Origin of the sequence: Bradyrhizobium sp. 45, assembly GCF_023073155.1 — a bacterium.
Taxonomy (GTDB): domain Bacteria; phylum Pseudomonadota; class Alphaproteobacteria; order Rhizobiales; family Xanthobacteraceae; genus Bradyrhizobium; species Bradyrhizobium canariense_D.
In genome coordinates this window covers 309,237-326,486 of sequence record NZ_JADPIX010000143.1, presented here as the reverse complement: position 1 = coordinate 326,486, position 17,250 = coordinate 309,237, and the positions used below count along the sequence as shown (strand labels likewise).

At 65.2% G+C, this 17,250-nt stretch carries 19 protein-coding genes; 8 read left to right on the top strand and 11 right to left on the bottom strand.

Annotation, left to right across the window (positions count from 1 at the left end):
* Positions 1-7: 7 nt before the first annotated feature.
* The 3 genes from IVB42_RS34015 to IVB42_RS34005 form a co-directional block, all read right to left on the bottom strand.
* Positions 8-985, bottom strand: a complete 978-nt coding sequence (locus tag IVB42_RS34015; protein WP_026233596.1) for a tripartite tricarboxylate transporter substrate binding protein — start codon at positions 983-985, stop codon at positions 8-10.
* A gap of 75 nt (positions 986-1,060) precedes the next feature.
* Positions 1,061-1,966 (bottom strand): VOC family protein, encoded by a 906-nt coding sequence (locus tag IVB42_RS34010; protein ID WP_018458498.1) that lies wholly within the window; start codon positions 1,964-1,966, stop codon positions 1,061-1,063.
* Positions 1,967-1,982: 16 nt separating this feature from the next.
* Positions 1,983-2,975, bottom strand: a complete 993-nt coding sequence (locus IVB42_RS34005; RefSeq protein ID WP_247393947.1) for a zinc-dependent alcohol dehydrogenase family protein — start codon at positions 2,973-2,975, stop codon at positions 1,983-1,985.
* Between the two features lie 112 nt (positions 2,976-3,087).
* Between IVB42_RS34005 and IVB42_RS34000 the strand changes: the two genes are divergently transcribed.
* The 3 genes from IVB42_RS34000 to IVB42_RS33990 all read left to right on the top strand — a co-directional run bounded on the left by IVB42_RS34000 (position 3,088) and on the right by IVB42_RS33990 (position 5,349).
* Positions 3,088-3,789 (top strand): FCD domain-containing protein, encoded by a 702-nt coding sequence (locus tag IVB42_RS34000; protein WP_018458496.1) that lies wholly within the window; start codon positions 3,088-3,090, stop codon positions 3,787-3,789.
* Between the two features lie 93 nt (positions 3,790-3,882).
* Positions 3,883-4,746 (top strand): fumarylacetoacetate hydrolase family protein, encoded by an 864-nt coding sequence (locus IVB42_RS33995; RefSeq protein WP_018458495.1) that lies wholly within the window; start codon positions 3,883-3,885, stop codon positions 4,744-4,746.
* Between the two features lie 9 nt (positions 4,747-4,755).
* The gene (locus IVB42_RS33990) at positions 4,756-5,349 is read left to right on the top strand and encodes an amino acid synthesis family protein (RefSeq protein ID WP_018458494.1); all 594 of its coding nucleotides are present in this window, start codon (positions 4,756-4,758) and stop codon (positions 5,347-5,349) included.
* Between the two features lie 9 nt (positions 5,350-5,358).
* On the opposite strand, the gene IVB42_RS33985 is transcribed toward IVB42_RS33990, so the two are convergent.
* A complete protein-coding gene (locus IVB42_RS33985) occupies positions 5,359-6,186 on the bottom strand; it encodes an MBL fold metallo-hydrolase (protein ID WP_026233595.1) in 828 nt (275 codons plus the stop codon).
* A gap of 95 nt (positions 6,187-6,281) precedes the next feature.
* On the opposite strand from IVB42_RS33985, the gene IVB42_RS33980 reads away from it, so the two are divergent.
* The gene (locus IVB42_RS33980) at positions 6,282-7,139 is read left to right on the top strand and encodes a LysR family transcriptional regulator (protein WP_018458492.1); all 858 of its coding nucleotides are present in this window, start codon (positions 6,282-6,284) and stop codon (positions 7,137-7,139) included.
* Here the strand turns inward: IVB42_RS33980 and IVB42_RS33975 are convergent.
* A complete protein-coding gene (locus IVB42_RS33975) occupies positions 7,136-7,897 on the bottom strand; it encodes a hypothetical protein (RefSeq protein ID WP_018458491.1) in 762 nt (253 codons plus the stop codon). The two genes, IVB42_RS33980 and IVB42_RS33975, sit on opposite strands and share 4 nt — an antisense overlap.
* A 15-nt stretch (positions 7,898-7,912) precedes the next feature.
* Positions 7,913-8,101, bottom strand: coding sequence for a hypothetical protein (locus IVB42_RS33970; protein ID WP_018458490.1), 189 nt, complete (start codon positions 8,099-8,101; stop codon positions 7,913-7,915).
* Between the two features lie 253 nt (positions 8,102-8,354).
* Here IVB42_RS33970 and IVB42_RS33965 point away from each other — a divergent pair, with 253 nt between their 5' ends.
* Positions 8,355-9,341: a DUF2336 domain-containing protein gene (locus IVB42_RS33965; RefSeq protein WP_018458489.1), complete on the top strand. Its 987-nt coding sequence runs from the start codon at positions 8,355-8,357 to the stop codon at positions 9,339-9,341.
* On the opposite strand, the gene IVB42_RS33960 is transcribed toward IVB42_RS33965, so the two are convergent.
* Genes IVB42_RS33960 through IVB42_RS33950 form a run of 3 tightly spaced genes read right to left on the bottom strand, consistent with a single transcriptional unit; the run spans position 9,338 to position 12,342 of the window.
* Entirely contained in the window at positions 9,338-9,682 is a 345-nt protein-coding gene (locus IVB42_RS33960; protein WP_018458488.1) for a DUF1491 family protein, read from the bottom strand. The two genes, IVB42_RS33965 and IVB42_RS33960, sit on opposite strands and share 4 nt — an antisense overlap.
* Before the next feature lie 55 nt (positions 9,683-9,737).
* Complete coding sequence (locus tag IVB42_RS33955) at positions 9,738-10,433, bottom strand: peptidoglycan-binding domain-containing protein (protein WP_018458487.1); 696 nt, start codon at positions 10,431-10,433, stop codon at positions 9,738-9,740.
* Positions 10,426-12,342, bottom strand: a complete 1,917-nt coding sequence (locus IVB42_RS33950; protein WP_088930786.1) for a PAS domain-containing sensor histidine kinase — start codon at positions 12,340-12,342, stop codon at positions 10,426-10,428. Before IVB42_RS33950 ends, IVB42_RS33955 begins: the two co-directional genes overlap by 8 nt.
* A 384-nt stretch (positions 12,343-12,726) precedes the next feature.
* Between IVB42_RS33950 and IVB42_RS33945 the strand changes: the two genes are divergently transcribed.
* Positions 12,727-13,152, top strand: coding sequence for a DUF5330 domain-containing protein (locus IVB42_RS33945; protein ID WP_018458485.1), 426 nt, complete (start codon positions 12,727-12,729; stop codon positions 13,150-13,152).
* Positions 13,153-13,220: 68 nt separating this feature from the next.
* Complete coding sequence (locus IVB42_RS33940; protein ID WP_018456863.1) at positions 13,221-13,652, top strand: SufE family protein; 432 nt, start codon at positions 13,221-13,223, stop codon at positions 13,650-13,652.
* 5 nt (positions 13,653-13,657) lie between these two features.
* Here IVB42_RS33940 and IVB42_RS33935 read toward each other — a convergent pair whose 3' ends face one another.
* Both IVB42_RS33935 and IVB42_RS33930 read right to left on the bottom strand, forming a co-directional pair.
* Positions 13,658-14,074: a MucR family transcriptional regulator gene (locus tag IVB42_RS33935; protein ID WP_018456864.1), complete on the bottom strand. Its 417-nt coding sequence runs from the start codon at positions 14,072-14,074 to the stop codon at positions 13,658-13,660.
* A 189-nt stretch (positions 14,075-14,263) separates the two neighbouring features.
* Positions 14,264-15,139 carry a DUF308 domain-containing protein gene (locus IVB42_RS33930; RefSeq protein ID WP_247393949.1) on the bottom strand — a complete coding sequence of 292 codons (876 nt, stop codon included), beginning with the start codon at positions 15,137-15,139 and terminating at the stop codon, positions 14,264-14,266.
* Between the two features lie 313 nt (positions 15,140-15,452).
* Here IVB42_RS33930 and IVB42_RS33925 point away from each other — a divergent pair, with 313 nt between their 5' ends.
* Complete coding sequence (locus tag IVB42_RS33925) at positions 15,453-17,102, top strand: glycosyltransferase family 39 protein (protein WP_247300178.1); 1,650 nt, start codon at positions 15,453-15,455, stop codon at positions 17,100-17,102.
* Positions 17,103-17,250 lie beyond the last annotated feature (148 nt).

The window sequence follows — 17,250 nt, the reverse complement described above, 5'->3', positions numbered from 1 at the left end:
TCGACCATCAGATCTTCGGGATCTTCGCCCGCTCCACCACGCCGATCCATTTGCTGATCTCGGTCTCGATCAGCGTCTTCATCTCCTCCGGCGAGCTGCCGCGAACCTCGCCGCCGACGGCGGTCTCCAGGCGCTGCTTGAGGTCGGGATCCCTGAGTGCATCCAGCGTCGCCGCATTGAGTGCGGCGATGATGCCGGGCGGCGTTCCCTTCGGGGCCAGCAGGCCGGCCCAGGTGCGCACGTCATATCCCTTGATCCCGGCTTCCTGAACGGTCGGCACGTCGGGCAACAATGCGGTGCGCGTCGGCGAGGTCACCGCCAGGCCGCGGATCGCACCGGCCTGGATCTGCGGGGCGAGCAGGACCGGCGTGCCGACGATCACCGGAACCTCTCCGCCGAGCAGCGCGGTGACGGATTGGGAATCGCCGCGATAGGGCACGTGCACGATCTCGACGCCGGCGGCTGCGTTCAACAGCTCTCCTGCAAGATGGTGCGTGCTGCCGAAACCGACCGATCCAAAGCTGAGCGCACCGGGCTTCTGCTTTGCCATGGCGACGAGCTCGCCCAGCGATTTTGCCGGATAGTCGCTACGCACGGCAATGACGAGCGCGTAATAGACCAGCGTCGAGATCATCTCGAAGCTCTCGGCCGGCTGGTAGGCGAGGCTCTTGTAGGTCGCCGCGGAAATGGCGTGAGCGCCGGTGACGAGCCCGATCGTGTAGCCGTCGGGCGCCGCCTTCGCGATGGCATCCGCGGCGATGTTGCCGCCGGCGCCCGGCTTGGCCTCGACAATGATCGGCTGCCCGAGCTTTTTCGAGAGCCCGTCGGCGATGATGCGCGACAGCGTGTCGGCCGCGCCGCCGGCGGCAAATCCATGCAACAGCCGGATCGGGCGCGACGGATAATTCTCCGCCGACGCCGAAGTGGTTGCGAAAAAACCGCCAAACAGAAAAATCGCCGCAGCAAGCCGCTTCATCCGTTGCATGGATGCGTCCTCCCTTTTGGTTGTTCTATCGTTGGCCGCGACGAGGCGGCGTTTCTTCAACTCGCGTTTGATCCGCTAGCGGGCGAACTCCGTGCATTCAGGCGATGGCGGCATGCCCCAGACGTCGCGCGGCAGGCCGACCCAGACTTTTGGCCGCTGCGGTCGATCGCGATGCCAGGGACGCGGCTCGAAATAGCCGAGCGCCTCGTCGGTCATGCGGTCGAGATCGAAGAACAGCTCGACCACATGCCCGTCGGGATTGCGGTGGTAGATCGCGGTGTTGTGCCCGGGGCCATGACGCACCGGCCCCCAGAGAACCGGCAGCTTGTGCCGCGCGAGATGATCGCAGGCCTCGTGCATGTGGGCGGCACCACGCAGCTCGAACGCGACATGATGCAGGCCACGGACGGGCGCGCGGGCGAAGTTCAGCGTGTGATGTTCGAAGCCGCTGCGCATGAACACGAAGCGATCCTCGATCCAGTCGGAGACGCGCAGGCCCATCATGTTCGCGTAGAACTCCGAGGCCGCGCGCGGATCGGGCGTAGCAAGCGCGACATGGCCGATCTTGCTGACGGCAAGCGCTCCGATCCGCTCCTGCGCGGGCGTCGGCGTCCAGCCCTGGATCAACTCGAAGCGCGTTCCTTCGGGATCGCTGAACGACAGCAGCCTGGAAACGCCAGGCAGGGGATCGCTCTGAAGTTCGGGCCGCAGATCGGCCTGCTTCAGCGCCGCGCCGAGCGTCTCGATCTGGACATCGGGAGCTATCTCGAAGGCGATGCTCGTCAGCGCCGCGTGGCCGGGTTCGATCACCAGCGAAAGCTGCTCGGCATCGTTGGCGAGGAAGATGCGGTTGCCGTCGCGGCCGACGAGGCCAAGACCGATCGCGGCGCGGTAATAGTCGAGCAACCGCTCGGGATCTGGCGAGGCAAAGCTCGCGTGCCGGAGCCGGGTGAAGCGTGCAATGGGTGCTTGTGTCGTCATTGTGCGATCCACCCCCTCATGGCGTCATGATGATCTTGCCGAGCGCGGAGCCCTGCTCGAGCAGCGTGTGGGCCTGCCTGACCTCGTCGAGCTTCAGGACCGCCGAGATCGCCGGCTTGATCGCATTGCGGCTCAGCGCGTCAATCACATTGCGCATGAGCGCGCGACGCCCGTCGCGATCGTGGTCGTAGATATGAAAGGAGAAGCAGCGTATCGCCGGGCAGATGTCGAGATGGTCGCGCATCGCCGCCATCAGGTTTTCTTCCGGCAACCCGGCGAAGGCGTTGTACGACAGCAGCGTCCCCCATTTGCCGAGCGCGCCGAGATAGCCGGTGAACTCAGGCCCACAGACGTGATCGAGCACGAGGCCGACGCCCTCGCCCTTGGTCAGCTCGCGGGCCCGCGCCACCACGTCTTCGCGGCGGTAGAAGATGATCTCATCGGCGCCGTTGCCCCGCGCGAATGCGGCCTTCTCCTCGGTGGAGACCGTGCCGATGACATTCATCTGTGCGAGCTTGGCAAGCTGTACCAGCGCGGTGCCGACACCACCCGCCGCCCCGATCACCAGCACGCTCGCCGGTGCGCGCGGATGGCGGCACTCGTGCAGCAGCGCGTAAGCGACCTGGTAGTTCGACAGGCACACGGCCGCCTGCAGATCGACATTGTCGGGCAGCACATGAATGGCGTCCGCAGGCGCGACCACATAGTCGGCGTAGCAGCCGCCGCGCTGCGACAGGTCGCGTGCGCTCAGCAGCACCTTCTGGCCGATCGCAAGCCCCTCGACGCCGGACCCGAGCGCGGCGATGCGGCCGGCGACGTCGTTGCCCGGATTGGCCGGCGCTGGCGGCATCCATTTGTAGACGCCACGCCGGATCAGCACATCGGGCTGCCCAACGCCGAACGCTTCGGCGCGAATCTGCACCTGGCCTGGTCCGGGCACAGGCACCGGAAGCTCAACCAACTCGAGTGCATCCGGCCCACCCGGCTGACGCACCAGCACCGCTCTCATGATGTCACACGCCTCCCCAGCTATATTTTCGAAAATCATACCGTTTACGAAAATTATTGCAAGATGGTCGTTGGCGCGGCATGTTGAGCCATCGATTCAAATGACAGAAATCATGTCCGAAAGCGCCATTCGCTCCCGCAAGGAATTCGGCAAGACCGTTGCCGCCGACATCACCCATCGGCTGCGCGAGGAGATCATTGCCTGCGGCCTGGCGCCGGGCGAGCCGCTGCGATTCGACGTCCTGCGCGAACGATTCGGCGTAAGTTTCACGACGCTGCGCGAGGCGCTGACGGCGCTTACCGCCGAAGGCCTGGTCGACGCGCAGGAGCAGCGCGGATTTCGGGTGGCGCCGGTCAGCCGCCAGGACCTGGTGGAAGTCACCGATGCCCGGGTGCTGATCGAGGTGGAATTGATCCGCCGCGCGATCGAGCGGGGCGACGACGACTGGGAAATCGCCGTCATCTCGACCCTGCACAGATTGAAGCGAATCGAGCAGCGCGATCCGGAACATCCCCTGCGCGATCCCGAATGGAAGATCGCCCACCGCCAATTCCACCAGGCGCTGGTGTCCGCCTGCGGCTCCGCGACACTCCTCGCCATTCGCGCCGATCTGTTCGATCGCGCCGAGCGCTATCGGCACCTTTCGGCCAATTTCCGCCCCCGCCCGCGCGACAAGGCCGGCGAGCACCAGGCGATCATGCAAGCCGCCATCTCGCGCAATCCGGATCTCGCGGTGCAGCTGATCGAGGCGCATATCCGCACGACCGCCGACAACGTGGCGACCTACGCCGCGCATCTGCTCGATACCGAATAGGCGGCAACGGCTTTTTATCGCCGCGGGCTTGCGCCTCGCCTGATTTTCGAAAATAATAGGCAAGATCGAAAATGCCAACCTTTGAGGCGTACCATGAAGCTGCTGTCGTTCTTGGATGGGAATCGGGAGAGCTGGGGCGCCGTTGCCGAGAATGGCGTGGTGGATCTCGGTCGCGCCCTGCCCCAGTATCCTGTTCTCGCGGACTTCCTCGGCAGCGACGACTATGCGCGGCGCGAGGCCATCGTCGCCGGGCACAAGCCCACAATGGCGCTCAGTGACGTCAAATATCTGCCGGTGATCCCGCGTCCGGAGAAGATCGTCTGCGCCGTGCGCAATTATCTCGACCACCACAATGAAGCCGTGGCGTTCGGGATGAAGCGCGAGATCACGGAATTTCCGCCGATCTTCCTCCGGGTCTGGCGCTCCCAGGTCGCGCACAACGCGCCGGTGATCCGGCCGAAAGTCTCGGACAATTTCGACTGGGAGGGCGAGCTTGCCGTGGTCATCGGCAAGAGCGGCCGTCACATCAGCCAGGCCGACGCCTGGGATCACGTGGCAGGCTATTCGATCTACAACGACGTCAGCGTGCGCGACTGGCAGCGTCACGCCCAGCAGATCGCCTCCGGCAAGAACTTCGTCGGCACCGGCCCGTTCGGACCATGGCTGGTGACGCCGGACGAGATCGGCGATCCCACCAAATTGAAGCTCGAGACGCGCGTCAACGGCGCGGTGGTGCAGTCGTCCGACACCTCGATGCTGATCTTCTCGATTCCGCGGCTGATCGAGTACAGCTCGACCATCTTCGACCTCGTCCCCGGCGACGTCATCGCCACCGGCACGCCGGCCGGCGTCGGCTTCACTCGCAAGCCGCCTGTTTTCCTCACGCCCGGCGATGTGGTCGAGGTCGAGATCGAGAACATCGGCGTGCTGCGCAATCCCGTCGTCGACGAAGCATAGCGCCTGCGCATGTCGTCTCAAGACGTGTCCCATGACATCCGCAAGACCGCGCTTAGCGTCGAGACCACCTGGCACGAGCGCGGTCCCCGGCTGGAGAAGCCTCTGCTGGTCGGGACGGCCATTGCGGTGATCCGCAATCCTTTCGCGGGCCGCTTCGAACCCGACCTGATGCCGTTTCAGGCATCCTTGCGCGAACTCGGGCGCGAGCTCGCAACACGGCTGATCGCGCAGCTCGGCGGCGCCGCGCAGATCGAAGCCTATGGCAAGGGCATCATCGTCGGCGAGGACGGCGAGCTCGAGCACGGCGCGGTCTGGCACGAGGCCGGCGGTCAGGGCATGCGCGAGGTGCTCGGTCAGCCCAAGGCGATCGTTCCGGCGGCGAAGACCATCGGCGGTCCGGGCACGCGGCTCATGGTTCCGCTCGGGCACATCCACGCCGCCTATGTCCGCAGCCATTTCGGCACCGCGGAGATGACGCTGTGGGATTCACCACGGCGCGACGAGATCGCCTTCGGGCTCGTGATGGCGACCGGCGGCCGGCCTCACGCGCGCATCGGAGGCCTCGCGGCATCCGCGATCTCCGCGCACGACGGACAGCGCTGACGGGCGCGATCAATGCGCGTTGCAGCGGCAACGCTCGTAATCGACGGGATCATGGCTGTTGACGATCGTGACGCGTTCGCCGTGGTTCAGCTTCAGCGCGCGCAGTCGCACCTGGTTGGCGATCCGCATGCCGCGGTCCATGTCGGCGCGACGCTGGAAATAGCCCAGCACCAGCGGCATGCGGGGCGATGCGTCGAGCTGGCCGTGATGGAAATAGCTGTCGCCGGCGTGCAGCAGCCATTTGTCGCCTGATCGCACCGCGATACCGCAATGGCCGAGCGTATGGCCGGCGAGCGGGATCATCAGGATGTCCGCCTCTGCGTCGCCGAGGGCGCGCACGCCCTTGAAACCGAACCAGTCTTCGCCGGCTTCGCCATAGAATGTCCAGCTCGGTCCATGGCTCCACTGCCCGGTGACATAGCGCCCTTCCGGCGGCGCCGGCTTGCGCTGCACCGCCATGTCGTATTCGGCGCGATGGACATGGATCGCGGCATGCGGGAAGTCCGGCACGCCGCCAGCGTGATCGCGGTCGAGATGGGTCAGCAGCACATGGCGCACGTCCTTGGGGGAATAGCCGAGTGCCTTCACCTGTTGCACCGCCGTCTCCGCCGGATCGAGCCTTGGCGCGGTCTGCCGCAGCCATCGTCGTCCCAGCCGATCGGGCGTTGCGATATCGCCAAGTCCAATGCCGGTATCGACCAGGGCGAGCCCGTCATTGGTCTCCACTAGCAGGCAATGGCAGACCATGCGGGCGCGCTGGAACAGGCTGCCGGTGCCGTTCACGAGGCGCCGCCCCATCGGGCACATCGTGCCGGTGTTGAGATGGTGAATTTTCATCGCGCGTTCCCTGCCTGTTGTGAGCAGAGCGTTCTTGTCATCGTTAGATCCATAGGTAAAATATCGAATATTGATAATATCTCTAGGCATATCCTATGGACATACGCGAACTCCGCTACTTCGCCGCCGTCTACCGCGAGCGCAACCTGACCGCGGCGGCGCGCGTCTGCTTCGTTTCGCAGCCGTCGATCTCCACCGCGATCACCCATCTGGAGGCCGAGCTCGGCACCACGCTGTTCATCCGGCACAAGAAGGGCGTCGCGCCAACCGCCTCGGCCGAGCAGTTTCACACGCTCGCCCGCCGCATCATCGACGAGACCGACGCGGCGCGCAGCCTGTTCAGGAGACCGAGCACCAAAACCAATGTGACGCTCGGCCTGATGCGCACGCTCGACGTGCCCCGGACGATCGCACTGCTCAAGCCGCTGACGGCGCGCGCCGACATCGCACTCCGCCTCGTCGGCAGCGACGAGCGCGCCGACGCGCGGATCATCTCCAAGAGCGTGCTGCGCGCTGACGAACATTTCGTGGCGCTGTGGAGTGAGCGCTATGTCGCAGCGCTGCCGCCGTCGCATCCGCTGGCCCTGAAGGAGAAGCTTCGCACCGCCGATCTCGCCGGCGTCCCCTTGATCGACCGCTGCCATTGCGAGCAAAGCGAGTTCTTCCGCCGCAACCCGCAGGCCCGACAGACCGCGGCGATCGCGCAATCAGAGGATTGGGCCATGGCGCTGGTCGCAGCCGGCGTTGGCATCGCCATCGTCCCGGAAGGCGTAGCGCGCGGCAATCCGGATGTCGCGGTGCGCGAGATCGAGGTCAAGGTCAAGCGCGAGGTCGGGCTCGCCTATCGCGCATCCGTGCCGCTACCGGATGCGCTGAAGGATCTTGTCAGCAAGCTCCGGAAGCAGCGGCGCAAGCCCGCGGGGCAACGATCGCGCGCCCGCGGAAAATCCTAACCCTTCGAGACGACCGCACGGCCGTAGGGCGGCTGGGCCGCGACCGGCGGGTTGGCGGTCTGGGCGGCGAGTTCGCCGATCAGGCGGTCGGCATCGGCGGCCATGCCGTCGGGCGCCTGGATCACCAGCCGCTCCAGACCCCAGCGATAGGACGACACGCGCTGCTCGAGGCACTGCTGCACCCACTGGATGATCAGCGAATTCTCCTGCATGCGCTCGACCGCGTCCTCCTTCTCCTTCGGCGAGAGGGAGGAGACGCGCGCCATGCTGGCATTGCGCTTCTTGTCGAGGTCGATGACGCGGATCGCGGAGGCGAAGAACGGCTCGAAGCGGGTGATGTCGTTGCGCACGTCTTCCATCAACTGCGTATAGCGCGAAGAATGCGAACGGTGCGGCTCGTCGATCAGCGTGCGACCATACATGGTGCGGTCGAACACGATCGTTTGCCGCCAGGGCGAGGGCAGCGCTTTGTAGTCGCCGAACACGCTCTTCCAGGCGGGCCGCGACAGCGGCGGCTCGATCAGGGGATAGGCGAGGTCGCGAAGCTGGCGCTCCTCGTCGGTGAGCTGGAATTGGGATGGCTTCAGGCCAACGCTGGAGGTGACTTCCGCGCCCAGCCAGCGATGCATGTCGTCGCTGCGCATGTCGGCACGGGTCCGGCCGAAATCGCCGCCACTACAGGCGGCAAGCGTCGCGCCCAGCACTGCGAGCATGAGGGCCGTTACGATGGGCCGGATCTGACGGAGGTTCTCCGGCATTGCAAAGTCCGAAGGCTAACGGCGACGACGACGGCGCCCCGGCGCTGTGCCCTGCTCCGGCCCGTGATCGCCGCTGGTTTCGTCGCTCTCGCGCTCGATGCGGATCACGGGAAGGATCAAAATCGTGCCCATGTCCGCGCGCGGAGCCACGTCCACCGACGCGCCCACCCGGCGACCGGCCGGAAATTCGATGATGGTCCCCATATCAGCTCTCTTCAATTGCCGCGCGACCCGGCGCGCCTCTGCAACATGGGGATCATTAAGATCAGTTCATGGTTAACGGGGTGTAAACGTGCCGGCGGCACCGTAACCGCACGGGCGGGACCCACCGTCCCGTTGCGGCACGAGAACGCTTCAAAGCAGGCGTTCGGCTTCACGCCTCGTTTTCCTTAACGAGCCTTTAAAGGAGCCCGCGATAGGCTCCGGCGAGTATCTCTTCCAGGTCGCGTATCTCTCCATGACCAAGTCGTTGTTTCCAGGATTCGACGGGCTGATGACCCTCTCCCGTCGCGAAGGCGTCGATGTTCGTCCGACGCTGCTGCGCGTGCTGACCGACCTCTATGTCCAGTCGAGCACCCACAGCGACGACGAGCAGCGCCAGTTCGTCGAGCTCGCCACACGACTGATCGACCAGGTCGACGACGCGACGCGCGCGGCCGTCAAGGCGCGGCTTGCGATCTATCCGTCGACGCCCGCCCCGATCATGCAGAAGCTCGGACTGTCGGCCGCGCAGGAGGGCCGCAGGGTTCCGCTCGCGCGCGAAACCCCGGCGCCCGCCTCTGCTCCCCCTCCTGCCCCCTTGCCGGTTCGCACGCCAAGCGACGCCGAGCTGCGCATGGCCTCGAACATGGCAATGCAGCCAACGGACGCGGCCGATATCCACGACATGTTCTTCCGCGCCGGCGCCCCCGAGCGCGCGCTGATCCTGCACAATCTGGCGCAGACCCCGCTGAAGGCGGCGCCGCGGATTCCGATCGTGCGCGCCAAGCGCGCGATCCAGATCCTCGAGATGGCGGCGATCGCGGGCGATGTCGAGAATTTCACCTCCGAGCTCGGCGACAGCCTGATCCTGCCCTCGCGCGTCGCAGCCCAGATCGTCGACGATGCAAGCGGCGAAGCGCTCGCAGTCGCCGCGCGCGCGCTCGACATGCCGAGCCCGGTGTTCCAGCGTATCCTGCTGTTCTTCAAGCCGGAGATCGGCAACTCCGTGACCGACGTGTACCGGCTGTCGCGTCTTTACGATCGCCTCAGCGATCGCGCGGCGCTGGTGATGCTGGCCGCCTGGCGCGGCTCGACGCTCGCCGTCACCCGCGCAAAGTACCAGCCCTCGCTGCATGACAGCGAGCGCCAGCGCGCACGTGTGGGCGCAAGCCAGACGCGCCCGGGCGTGCAGCCCGGCTCCGCGCCCGCGGTGCGGACAGGGACTGACGGCTCGGATCGTTAGGCCTTCGCCAGCTCGAGAAAATGCCGCCCGGCGCGGTCTTCGGTCTCGACGATCCAGATATCGGAGTCGAAGCGGATTTCCTTGGTCAGGCGCTCCTCCACCGCGGGCTCCGGCATCGGTTGCGGCGCAAGCGGCACAAAGAAGCGATCGACCGGCCGACCGTCGTCATAAGAGGTCTGCGGCGCCGGCACATAGAGCATCGCATTGCCGTCAAGCAGCGAGACCTTCACGAACACCGCACCCGCCTCCTCCGCGCCGCGACGCCGCACCGCGCCGTACACGCCCTCGGTCTGGCACCGGCGCAGATAGGCTGAGACCCAGATATTTGATTTCAAACGCATGGAGCGCACGATAGGACAGCGCTGCAATCAGCACCAGCCTTCGCAACAGTCACGACTATTCGACGGGGTGTCCGATCGCGGCGCCGAGCTCGCGGAGCAGGCGGTCGGACAGCTGGCCGGTGACCTGCATCTTGTGCTCGCGCTCGAATTTCTGGATCGCGGACTGGGTCTCGGCGCCCATCGCCCCCGTGATCTTCAAATTCCCGTAGCCATATTCGGACAGCGCGCGCTGCACGCCGGCGATGCGCCGCGCGGCCGGGCTCTGCTGCACGGGGATCGGCGCCGGAGGACGCGTGACGGAGGGCGGCGCCGAAATCGTTTGCTTGACCAGATTGGTCATGGGATCGCCCGAGCGCGGCGTCGATGCGGTCGCCTCGACGGGCCTCTCCGGCGGCTTTTCCGCAGGTCTGGGTTCGGCACGAAACTCCGTCGCTCTCGGCTCGAGCGGCGAGGTATCGGCGCCGACGGGACGCGGACGCGGCAAGGGGTTCGACAGCGCCAGGGACGACGGTGCGGGAAGATTGATCACGGTGCCGAACATCGGCGCTGGATGCCGGCCGGTCTGCAGGAACAGCGCATTGGCAACGATCGCGCCGATGGCGGCAACGGCGACGAGACCGGCCAGGGTATCCTTGGGGCTATGCAGCAGCACGCGCAGCACGAGATTGCGCTCGGTCTCGACATCGATGACCGCGGCCTTGGCGCCACGGCGGCGCGGAGCGGCTTCGTCCTTGGCAGACTTTTTAGGCACTTTTCTTCACCAGAGCGGGTTGGTCCTGAACTTGGTCGTGAGGATGGTCCTGAACTTCCTGGCGTAGCACCGGCGTCAGGGTCGCGATCTTGCTCTCGCTCGCCTTGCTGTCGGACATCTTGCCATCAGAAGTCTTCATATCAGACGTCTTGGCTTGCGGCGTGTAGACGAGCGGCAGCTTGACGGTGACGGCAGTGCCCTCGCCGAGCCTGCTTTGTACCGTCAATTCGCCGAGATGCAACGCCACCAGGCTCTTCACGATCGAAAGTCCGAGGCCGGTGCCTTCGTGACGGCGCTGATAGGTCTTGCCGGCCTGGAAGAACGGCGCGCCGATGCGCTTGAGATCGTCAGGCGCGATGCCTATACCGGTGTCGCTGACGCGCAGCGCAAGCTGCGAGCCCGAGACCGCGGCCGTGACGGTGACCTGACCGCCACGCTCGGTGAACTTGACGGCGTTCGCGACGAGGTTGAGCACGATCTGCTTGAAGGCGCGCGGATCGCCGGTCATGACAGGCAGGTCCTGCGGCGCATCGGTGACGAGATCGACGCCGTTCTCCCGCGCCTTCAGCGCCAGCAGATTGCAGCAATGCATCAATGATGCACGCGGCGCGAACGGTTCGGACGCCATCTCGAAATTGCCCGACTCCATCTTGGACATGTCCAGGATGCCGTTGACGACCGAGAGCAGATGCTGGCCGGAATCGTTGATGAGCTGGGCGTATTCCCTCCGCTGGGCCGCGCCCAGCATCAAGGTCTGCTCCTGCGTGATCATCTCGGAGAAGCCGATGATGGCGTTCAGCGGCGTGCGCAGCTCATGGCTCATGGTGGCGAGGAAGCGCGTCTTGGCGGCGTCCGCCGCCTCTGCAGCGCTGCGCGCCTGATCGAACGCCTGCTCCCCCAGCTTGCGGTCGGTGACATCGCGCATCACGGCGACGACATCGGCCTCGCGCGTGGCATCACGGCCCAGATCCTGATCGAGCGGGCGGCAGCGCATCTCGACCCAGATGAAATCAACCTGGCCGCGCTCCGAGCCGGCACGCTCCCGGCGCAACCGGAACTCAACGCTACGCACGTCGCCGCGCGCGGCATCGGACAGCGCCGTCAGATACGCCGGCCGATCGGCGACATGGACGCGATCGAACAGGCCGTGGCCGAGCAGCTGCGCGACGGGCACGCCGAGCATGGCTTCCACCGCCGGTGAAATGAACTGCACCGCGCCGTTGCGCTGATGCCGCGAGATGACGTCGCTCATGTTCCGCGCCAGGAGGCGGTAACGCTCTTCCTCACGCAACAGGAGCGCAACGCTGGTGCGCGCGAGCGATTCCGCTCCGAAGGCCAGACCTGCGGCATAGAGCGTCGCCGAGGCGACGCCGAACGCTATCAGCACGCCGCGTTCCGCAGCGCTGGTATCGCCAATCGTCAGCCAGCCGAGCTGGCTGACGAGGATCAGGATGCCGGCGCAGGACAGCGCCAGCAGCGAGGCAAAGGCCGCGACGCGGCGCGAGGCCGACAGCGCAGCTTCGAGGGGAACGACAACCAGCCAGATTGCGGCGAATGATTCGATGCCGCCGGTCGTCACCGCAACCGCCATGATCAGGCCCGAGAGCGCCAGCGACGACAGCACATGCGCGCCTTCGTAACGGCCGGTGCGCGACAGGAACCAGGACAACAGGATCGGCGCAATCAGCCAGGCGAAGGCTGCCACCTCGATCGCGCTCGGCGCGCCGCGCATGGCGAGATAGACCGGGAATGCGGCAAAGGCGGCTAGGCTGCCGAGCAGCCGCGGGGCCATGAAGGCACGATGGCGCGCTCGCGTCAGCGCGTCGTAACGCGCGGAGGGATGCAGCAGCGCATCGAGACAATCGCGGATGATACTCAAAACTGTCACGGGTCTCGCGCTTCGGCTCATTCGTCGGGAAGACGCGCCGGAACGCCTCCTTATCGTTGAGCCACCGTGTCAGAGCGACCTTAAACGAACACTAAGGCATCGCGGCGCGCCGCCGGACACCCCGTCATCGCAGGGCTTTTTAGACGATTTGACGACGTCATCGGCGAGGATGGTGAACACAGGGTTTCACCGTGATGCGCATGGTTTCGAAATGGTGGACGGGCGTGGCGGCAGCGCTCACGGCACGGACGTCAATCGAAAATTTACGACACCATCGATAGCAAAGATTCTTGAGTCAATTTTCCGCGAATTAAGCGGAAGGCAATCACTTGCGATTTATCGAGAGTTGCTAGGTCCGACATCCGCGGAGATCGCCGCGGCGGGATCTAACATACAGGTCGCAAGATGCGCTTTCTGCTTCGCATCACATTCTGGCTCGGGCTGGTGCTGGTGCTCCTGCCGCGGGACAAGACGCCCGAATCGGACAAGCTGCCGCAGATCGGCGCTGCCGACGCGGTGCAGGCTGCGACCGCGGCCGTCTCCGACATGACCCAGTTCTGCAAGCGCCAGCCAGCGGCCTGCGAGGTCGGCGGACAGGCCGCCACCATCATCGGCCAGCGGGCGCAGGACGGCGCAAAGAAGATCTACCAGATCATCAACGACAAGAAAGAGCAGCTCGAGAAGCCCGACAAGAAGGCGCCCGACCACACCGGCTCGATCGCGCTGGCCGGCGAAGGCGATCTTGCTGCGAGCGAGGCGCCGCGCGACACCCTGTCCCAGGACGACCTCGCGCTGGAATGGCGCGGCCCGGCGCCCGCGACAGCGAATTAGGGCCCAAACCCTATCGATTTCGGCGCTTTGCGTCCCTATATTGGCCTGAACGGGAACTTTGGGCCAGCATGACGACGATCGATGAAATCAGGGATAATTTCGAGATTCTGGACGAGTGGGACGACCGCTATCGGTACGTCATCGAGCTCGGCCGCACCCTGGAACCGATGTCCGAAGCCGAGCATTCGGCCGAGAACAAGGTGAATGGCTGTGTCAGCCAGGTCTGGCTTCAGAAGCTGATTGATCGTCGCGATGACGGCGCGCCGATCCTGACATATCGCGGCGACAGTGACGCCCACATCGTGCGCGGGCTGGTCGCGATCGTGCTGTCGCTTTACTCCGGCCGCACGCCACAGGAGATTCTTGCGACCGACGCCATTGCCGTATTCGACGAGTTCGGCTTTCGCGACCATCTGACGCCGCAGCGTTCCAACGGCCTGCGCTCGATGGTCGAGCGGATCAAGACCGACGCGAAAGAGGCGCTCGCGGAAGCGTCGTAGAAACTCTACTTCCGCTTCCGCTGCTGCTGTCCCAGTCCCATCTGCTTCGCAAGCTGCGAGCGGGCCACCGCATAGTTCGGTGCGACCATGGGATAGTCGGCCGGCAGGCCCCATTTCTCGCGATATTGCTCCGGCGTCATGTTGTATTGGGTGCGCAGATGGCGCTTCAGCGACTTGAAGCGCTTGCCGTCTTCCAGACAAACCAGATAATCGGGCGCGATCGACTTCTTCAGCGAGACCGCCGGCTTCGCTGGCTCGAGCGGCGCCGTCTCGGTGCGGCCTGACGAAACGCGCACCAGCGCGCCATGCACCTGGCTGATCAGATTCGGAATCTCAGCCGCAGGCGTTGGATTGTTGCTGAGATAGGCCGACACGATGCCCGCCGTCAGCTCAACGAAATTCTTAGCCCCAGCATCCGACATAAGCCCCGCCTTTCTCCACCTTGCGTCTCACGCGAGAGACGACGCCAAAGTATTCCGTGTCAACAATACGTTCGGCTGAAATGGGACGACTAAGGAATCCGGGCTGATTACTGACGAAGTGACAAGAACACCACCGCTTTACTTGTCTACGCTAGCCTTTGCCTGCACCAGATTTGCCTGCGCCCGCTCTCAAGCGCCGCGCTGGTCGAGGTGGGAGCGCAGCTCGTCGATCGAGGCAAAGCGCATCATCCCCTCAGGCATCTGGGCTTCGATCGAGCCATCGGAATAGAGCGAATAAGCCATGCCGTCGACGATGCCGGATTTGAGCACGGTCACAGGCGCCTGCTCGGCCGCAGCCGCAGGCTCGGGTGCGGGCGGCGGAGCAGGCTCAGCGAAGGTCGACGGCGAGCGCGATGGCGGGCGCCGCGCGGCGGCCGGCGGCTCCGGAGGCCTCATACGGTCCGGCTTCGGCCAGGCGTCGTCAAAGCTCGCAGGCGGCGTCTCCGGGGCGGCAGGCTCCGCCGACGGCTCGGCATGCGGCAGCGGCGGCAAGCCCTCGCCGGTCTTCGCTTCCGCGCGCTCACGCTCCTTGCGGGAGGTCGAGGCGAACAACAGGTTGCGCCGGCGCGGCGGTTCCGGAACCTCAGGCGGGCTCGGAGCTTCCGGCGCTGGCGGCGGCTCGACGCGCGGACGCTCGCGCGCGGCTGCTTCGTTCTGCCAAGGCGGCGGTCCTGCGGCCGGCAATGGCGGCGCCGGCTCCATCTTCTCGGCGCCCGCCGGCTCAGGCGCGGGGGCAGGCGTCCCGGCCATCCCGAGACCCGGCAGCACGGGCCTGACCCGAACGTCGGATGGTGCAATTGATCCAGCCAGCCGGCGAGCGATGCCCTTCAACTCCGCGACCACCACGTAGAGGCCGGCCAGTAACAGTCCGGAGCAGACGCCGATGGTACCGGAGATTATGAGGGTACTGCCGAGACTGAATTCCCTGACGGTGAAGCCGAACAGGATCGCAAGGAGGCCCGCCAAAACGGCGAAAATCCCCGCGATCAACAATGCCAACGCCATCGAACTCACCCCCGGCCGCGCAGCCATACGCGACACTCGTCACGCCACGATACCGTCATCCGGTGTTCCACGCCAACGTCGAATTATAGGCTGCGTTCCTAAAGGAAAGGAAATCAGGGACTTATTCACATTCCCTTCAGCTACGGCTCGCTACTTCTAGGCTGCTCTCAAGTTGGTCGGATTTGCTGCGTTGCATCAGGAATTTAGCCATAATGCCCAATTACTTGGTAATGGAACTGCGCTATAGGGATTCCGGGGAGCAGGCCCGCGCGCACCAGCAGGGCCAAGAGGGGATTCCGGGTCACCAATAGCCATGACATCCATCACGACTTCGGCGATCGACACGCCTCTGCGGCGCTCGGTTGAACGGACTTGCGACGATCTCGCCATGCTGGTGCTGGCTGCGGTCGCCGTCATTGCAGGCTTGACCTTCCGCGACTATGGGCTCGGCTGGGACGACTACACCCACGCCGAATATGCCGACCTGCTGCTGCGCATGTTCGGTTCCGGTTTCAAGGACACCGCGGCACTCTCCTTCGCCAACCTCTATATGTATGGCGGCGGCTTCGACATGGTCGCGGCCCTCCTGCACAAGGTGATTCCGCTCGAGCTGTTCGAGACGCGCCGTCTGGTCGGCGCCGTCGTCGGCGTGATCGGACTTGCCGTGACGTGGCGGCTCGGCCGCCGTATCGGCGGCCCGCTTGCGGGACTTGCCTCACTCTTGCTGCTCGCGCTCTGCCCCATCTTCTACGGCCACATGTTCATGAACCCGAAGGATGCGCCCTTCGCCGTGGCCATGATCATCCTGATGCTGGGCCTTGTGCGCCTCGCCGAGGAATATCCGCGGCCTTCGCCGCGCACGATCTTGATCGTCGGCCTTGGTGCCGGCCTCTCGCTCGGCACCCGCATCCTCGGCGGCCTTGCGCTGGTCTATGCCGTAATCGGCTTCATGCCGCTGTTCCTGGAGGAACTGCGCAGCGAGGGCCTGCGCGAGTCGGTCCGACGCTTCGCTCATGTCGTCTACGTGCTGCTGCCCGGCCTCGTGCTCGGCTATCTCGTGATGGGGCTGATCTGGCCGTGGTCGATCATGGAGCCCGGCAATCCCTTCGAGGCGCTGACCTACTTCTCGCACTTCTTCGAGAAACCCTGGAAGGAGATGTTCGACGGCGCGATCGTATCCGTGCCTGACATGCCCTGGTCCTATCTGCCGACGCTGTTCGCACTTCAGTTGCCCGAGGTGATGCTAGTGCTGACGTTCGGCGCCGTGATCGGCACCTTGGTTATGCTGCCCCGCCGCGAGGTCCCAGCCCGCCGCAAGACCATCCTGCTGATGCTCACGCTCGCCGCGACGCTGCCGCTCGCGATCGCGATGGTGAAGCGACCGGCGCTGTACAATGGCATCCGCCATTTCGTCTTCGTGATCCCGCCGATGGCGGTGCTCGGCGGCGTCGCCTTTGGCTGGGCCATGGAGCGCCTGCGCGCCAATCATCGCACCTGGCAGCCGGTCGTGCTCGCCACCTTCTGCTTTGGCCTTGCGCTCTCGCTCGCCGAGATGATCCGCCTGCATCCCTATCAATACACCCACTTCAACCACATCGCCGGCACCGTGCGCGGCGCCGACGACCGCTTCATGCTGGATTATTGGGGCCTCGCGCTGAAGCAGGCCTCCGACGAATTGCGCGAGCAGCTGGTCGAACGCCAGGAAGTGCCGCCGCGCAACCGGAAATGGAAGGTCGCCGTGTGCGGTCCGCAGCGTCCCGCCCAGGTCGCGCTCGGCCCCGACTTCACCATTGGCTGGGATTCCAATGCCGCCGATTTCGCCATGACGCTCGGTGAGTTCTACTGCAAGGGCCTCACCGCCCCCGTGCTGGTCGAGATCAAGCGCGACGACGTGGTGTTCGCCCGCGTCTACGATATCCGCGGCAGCAGCATTTCCAGCCTGCTCTCGATCCCGGCGCCGTAAAAATTCTTCTCTCTTGTAGGACCGTAGCCCGGATGAGCGCAGCGACATCCGGGGCCTATCAGGCAGCCCCGCATGTCGCTTCGCCCATGCGGGCTACGCTGGACTGCCGCGCTTTGTGTGCCTTGCTGGCAGGTCGCGGCAGGACTAC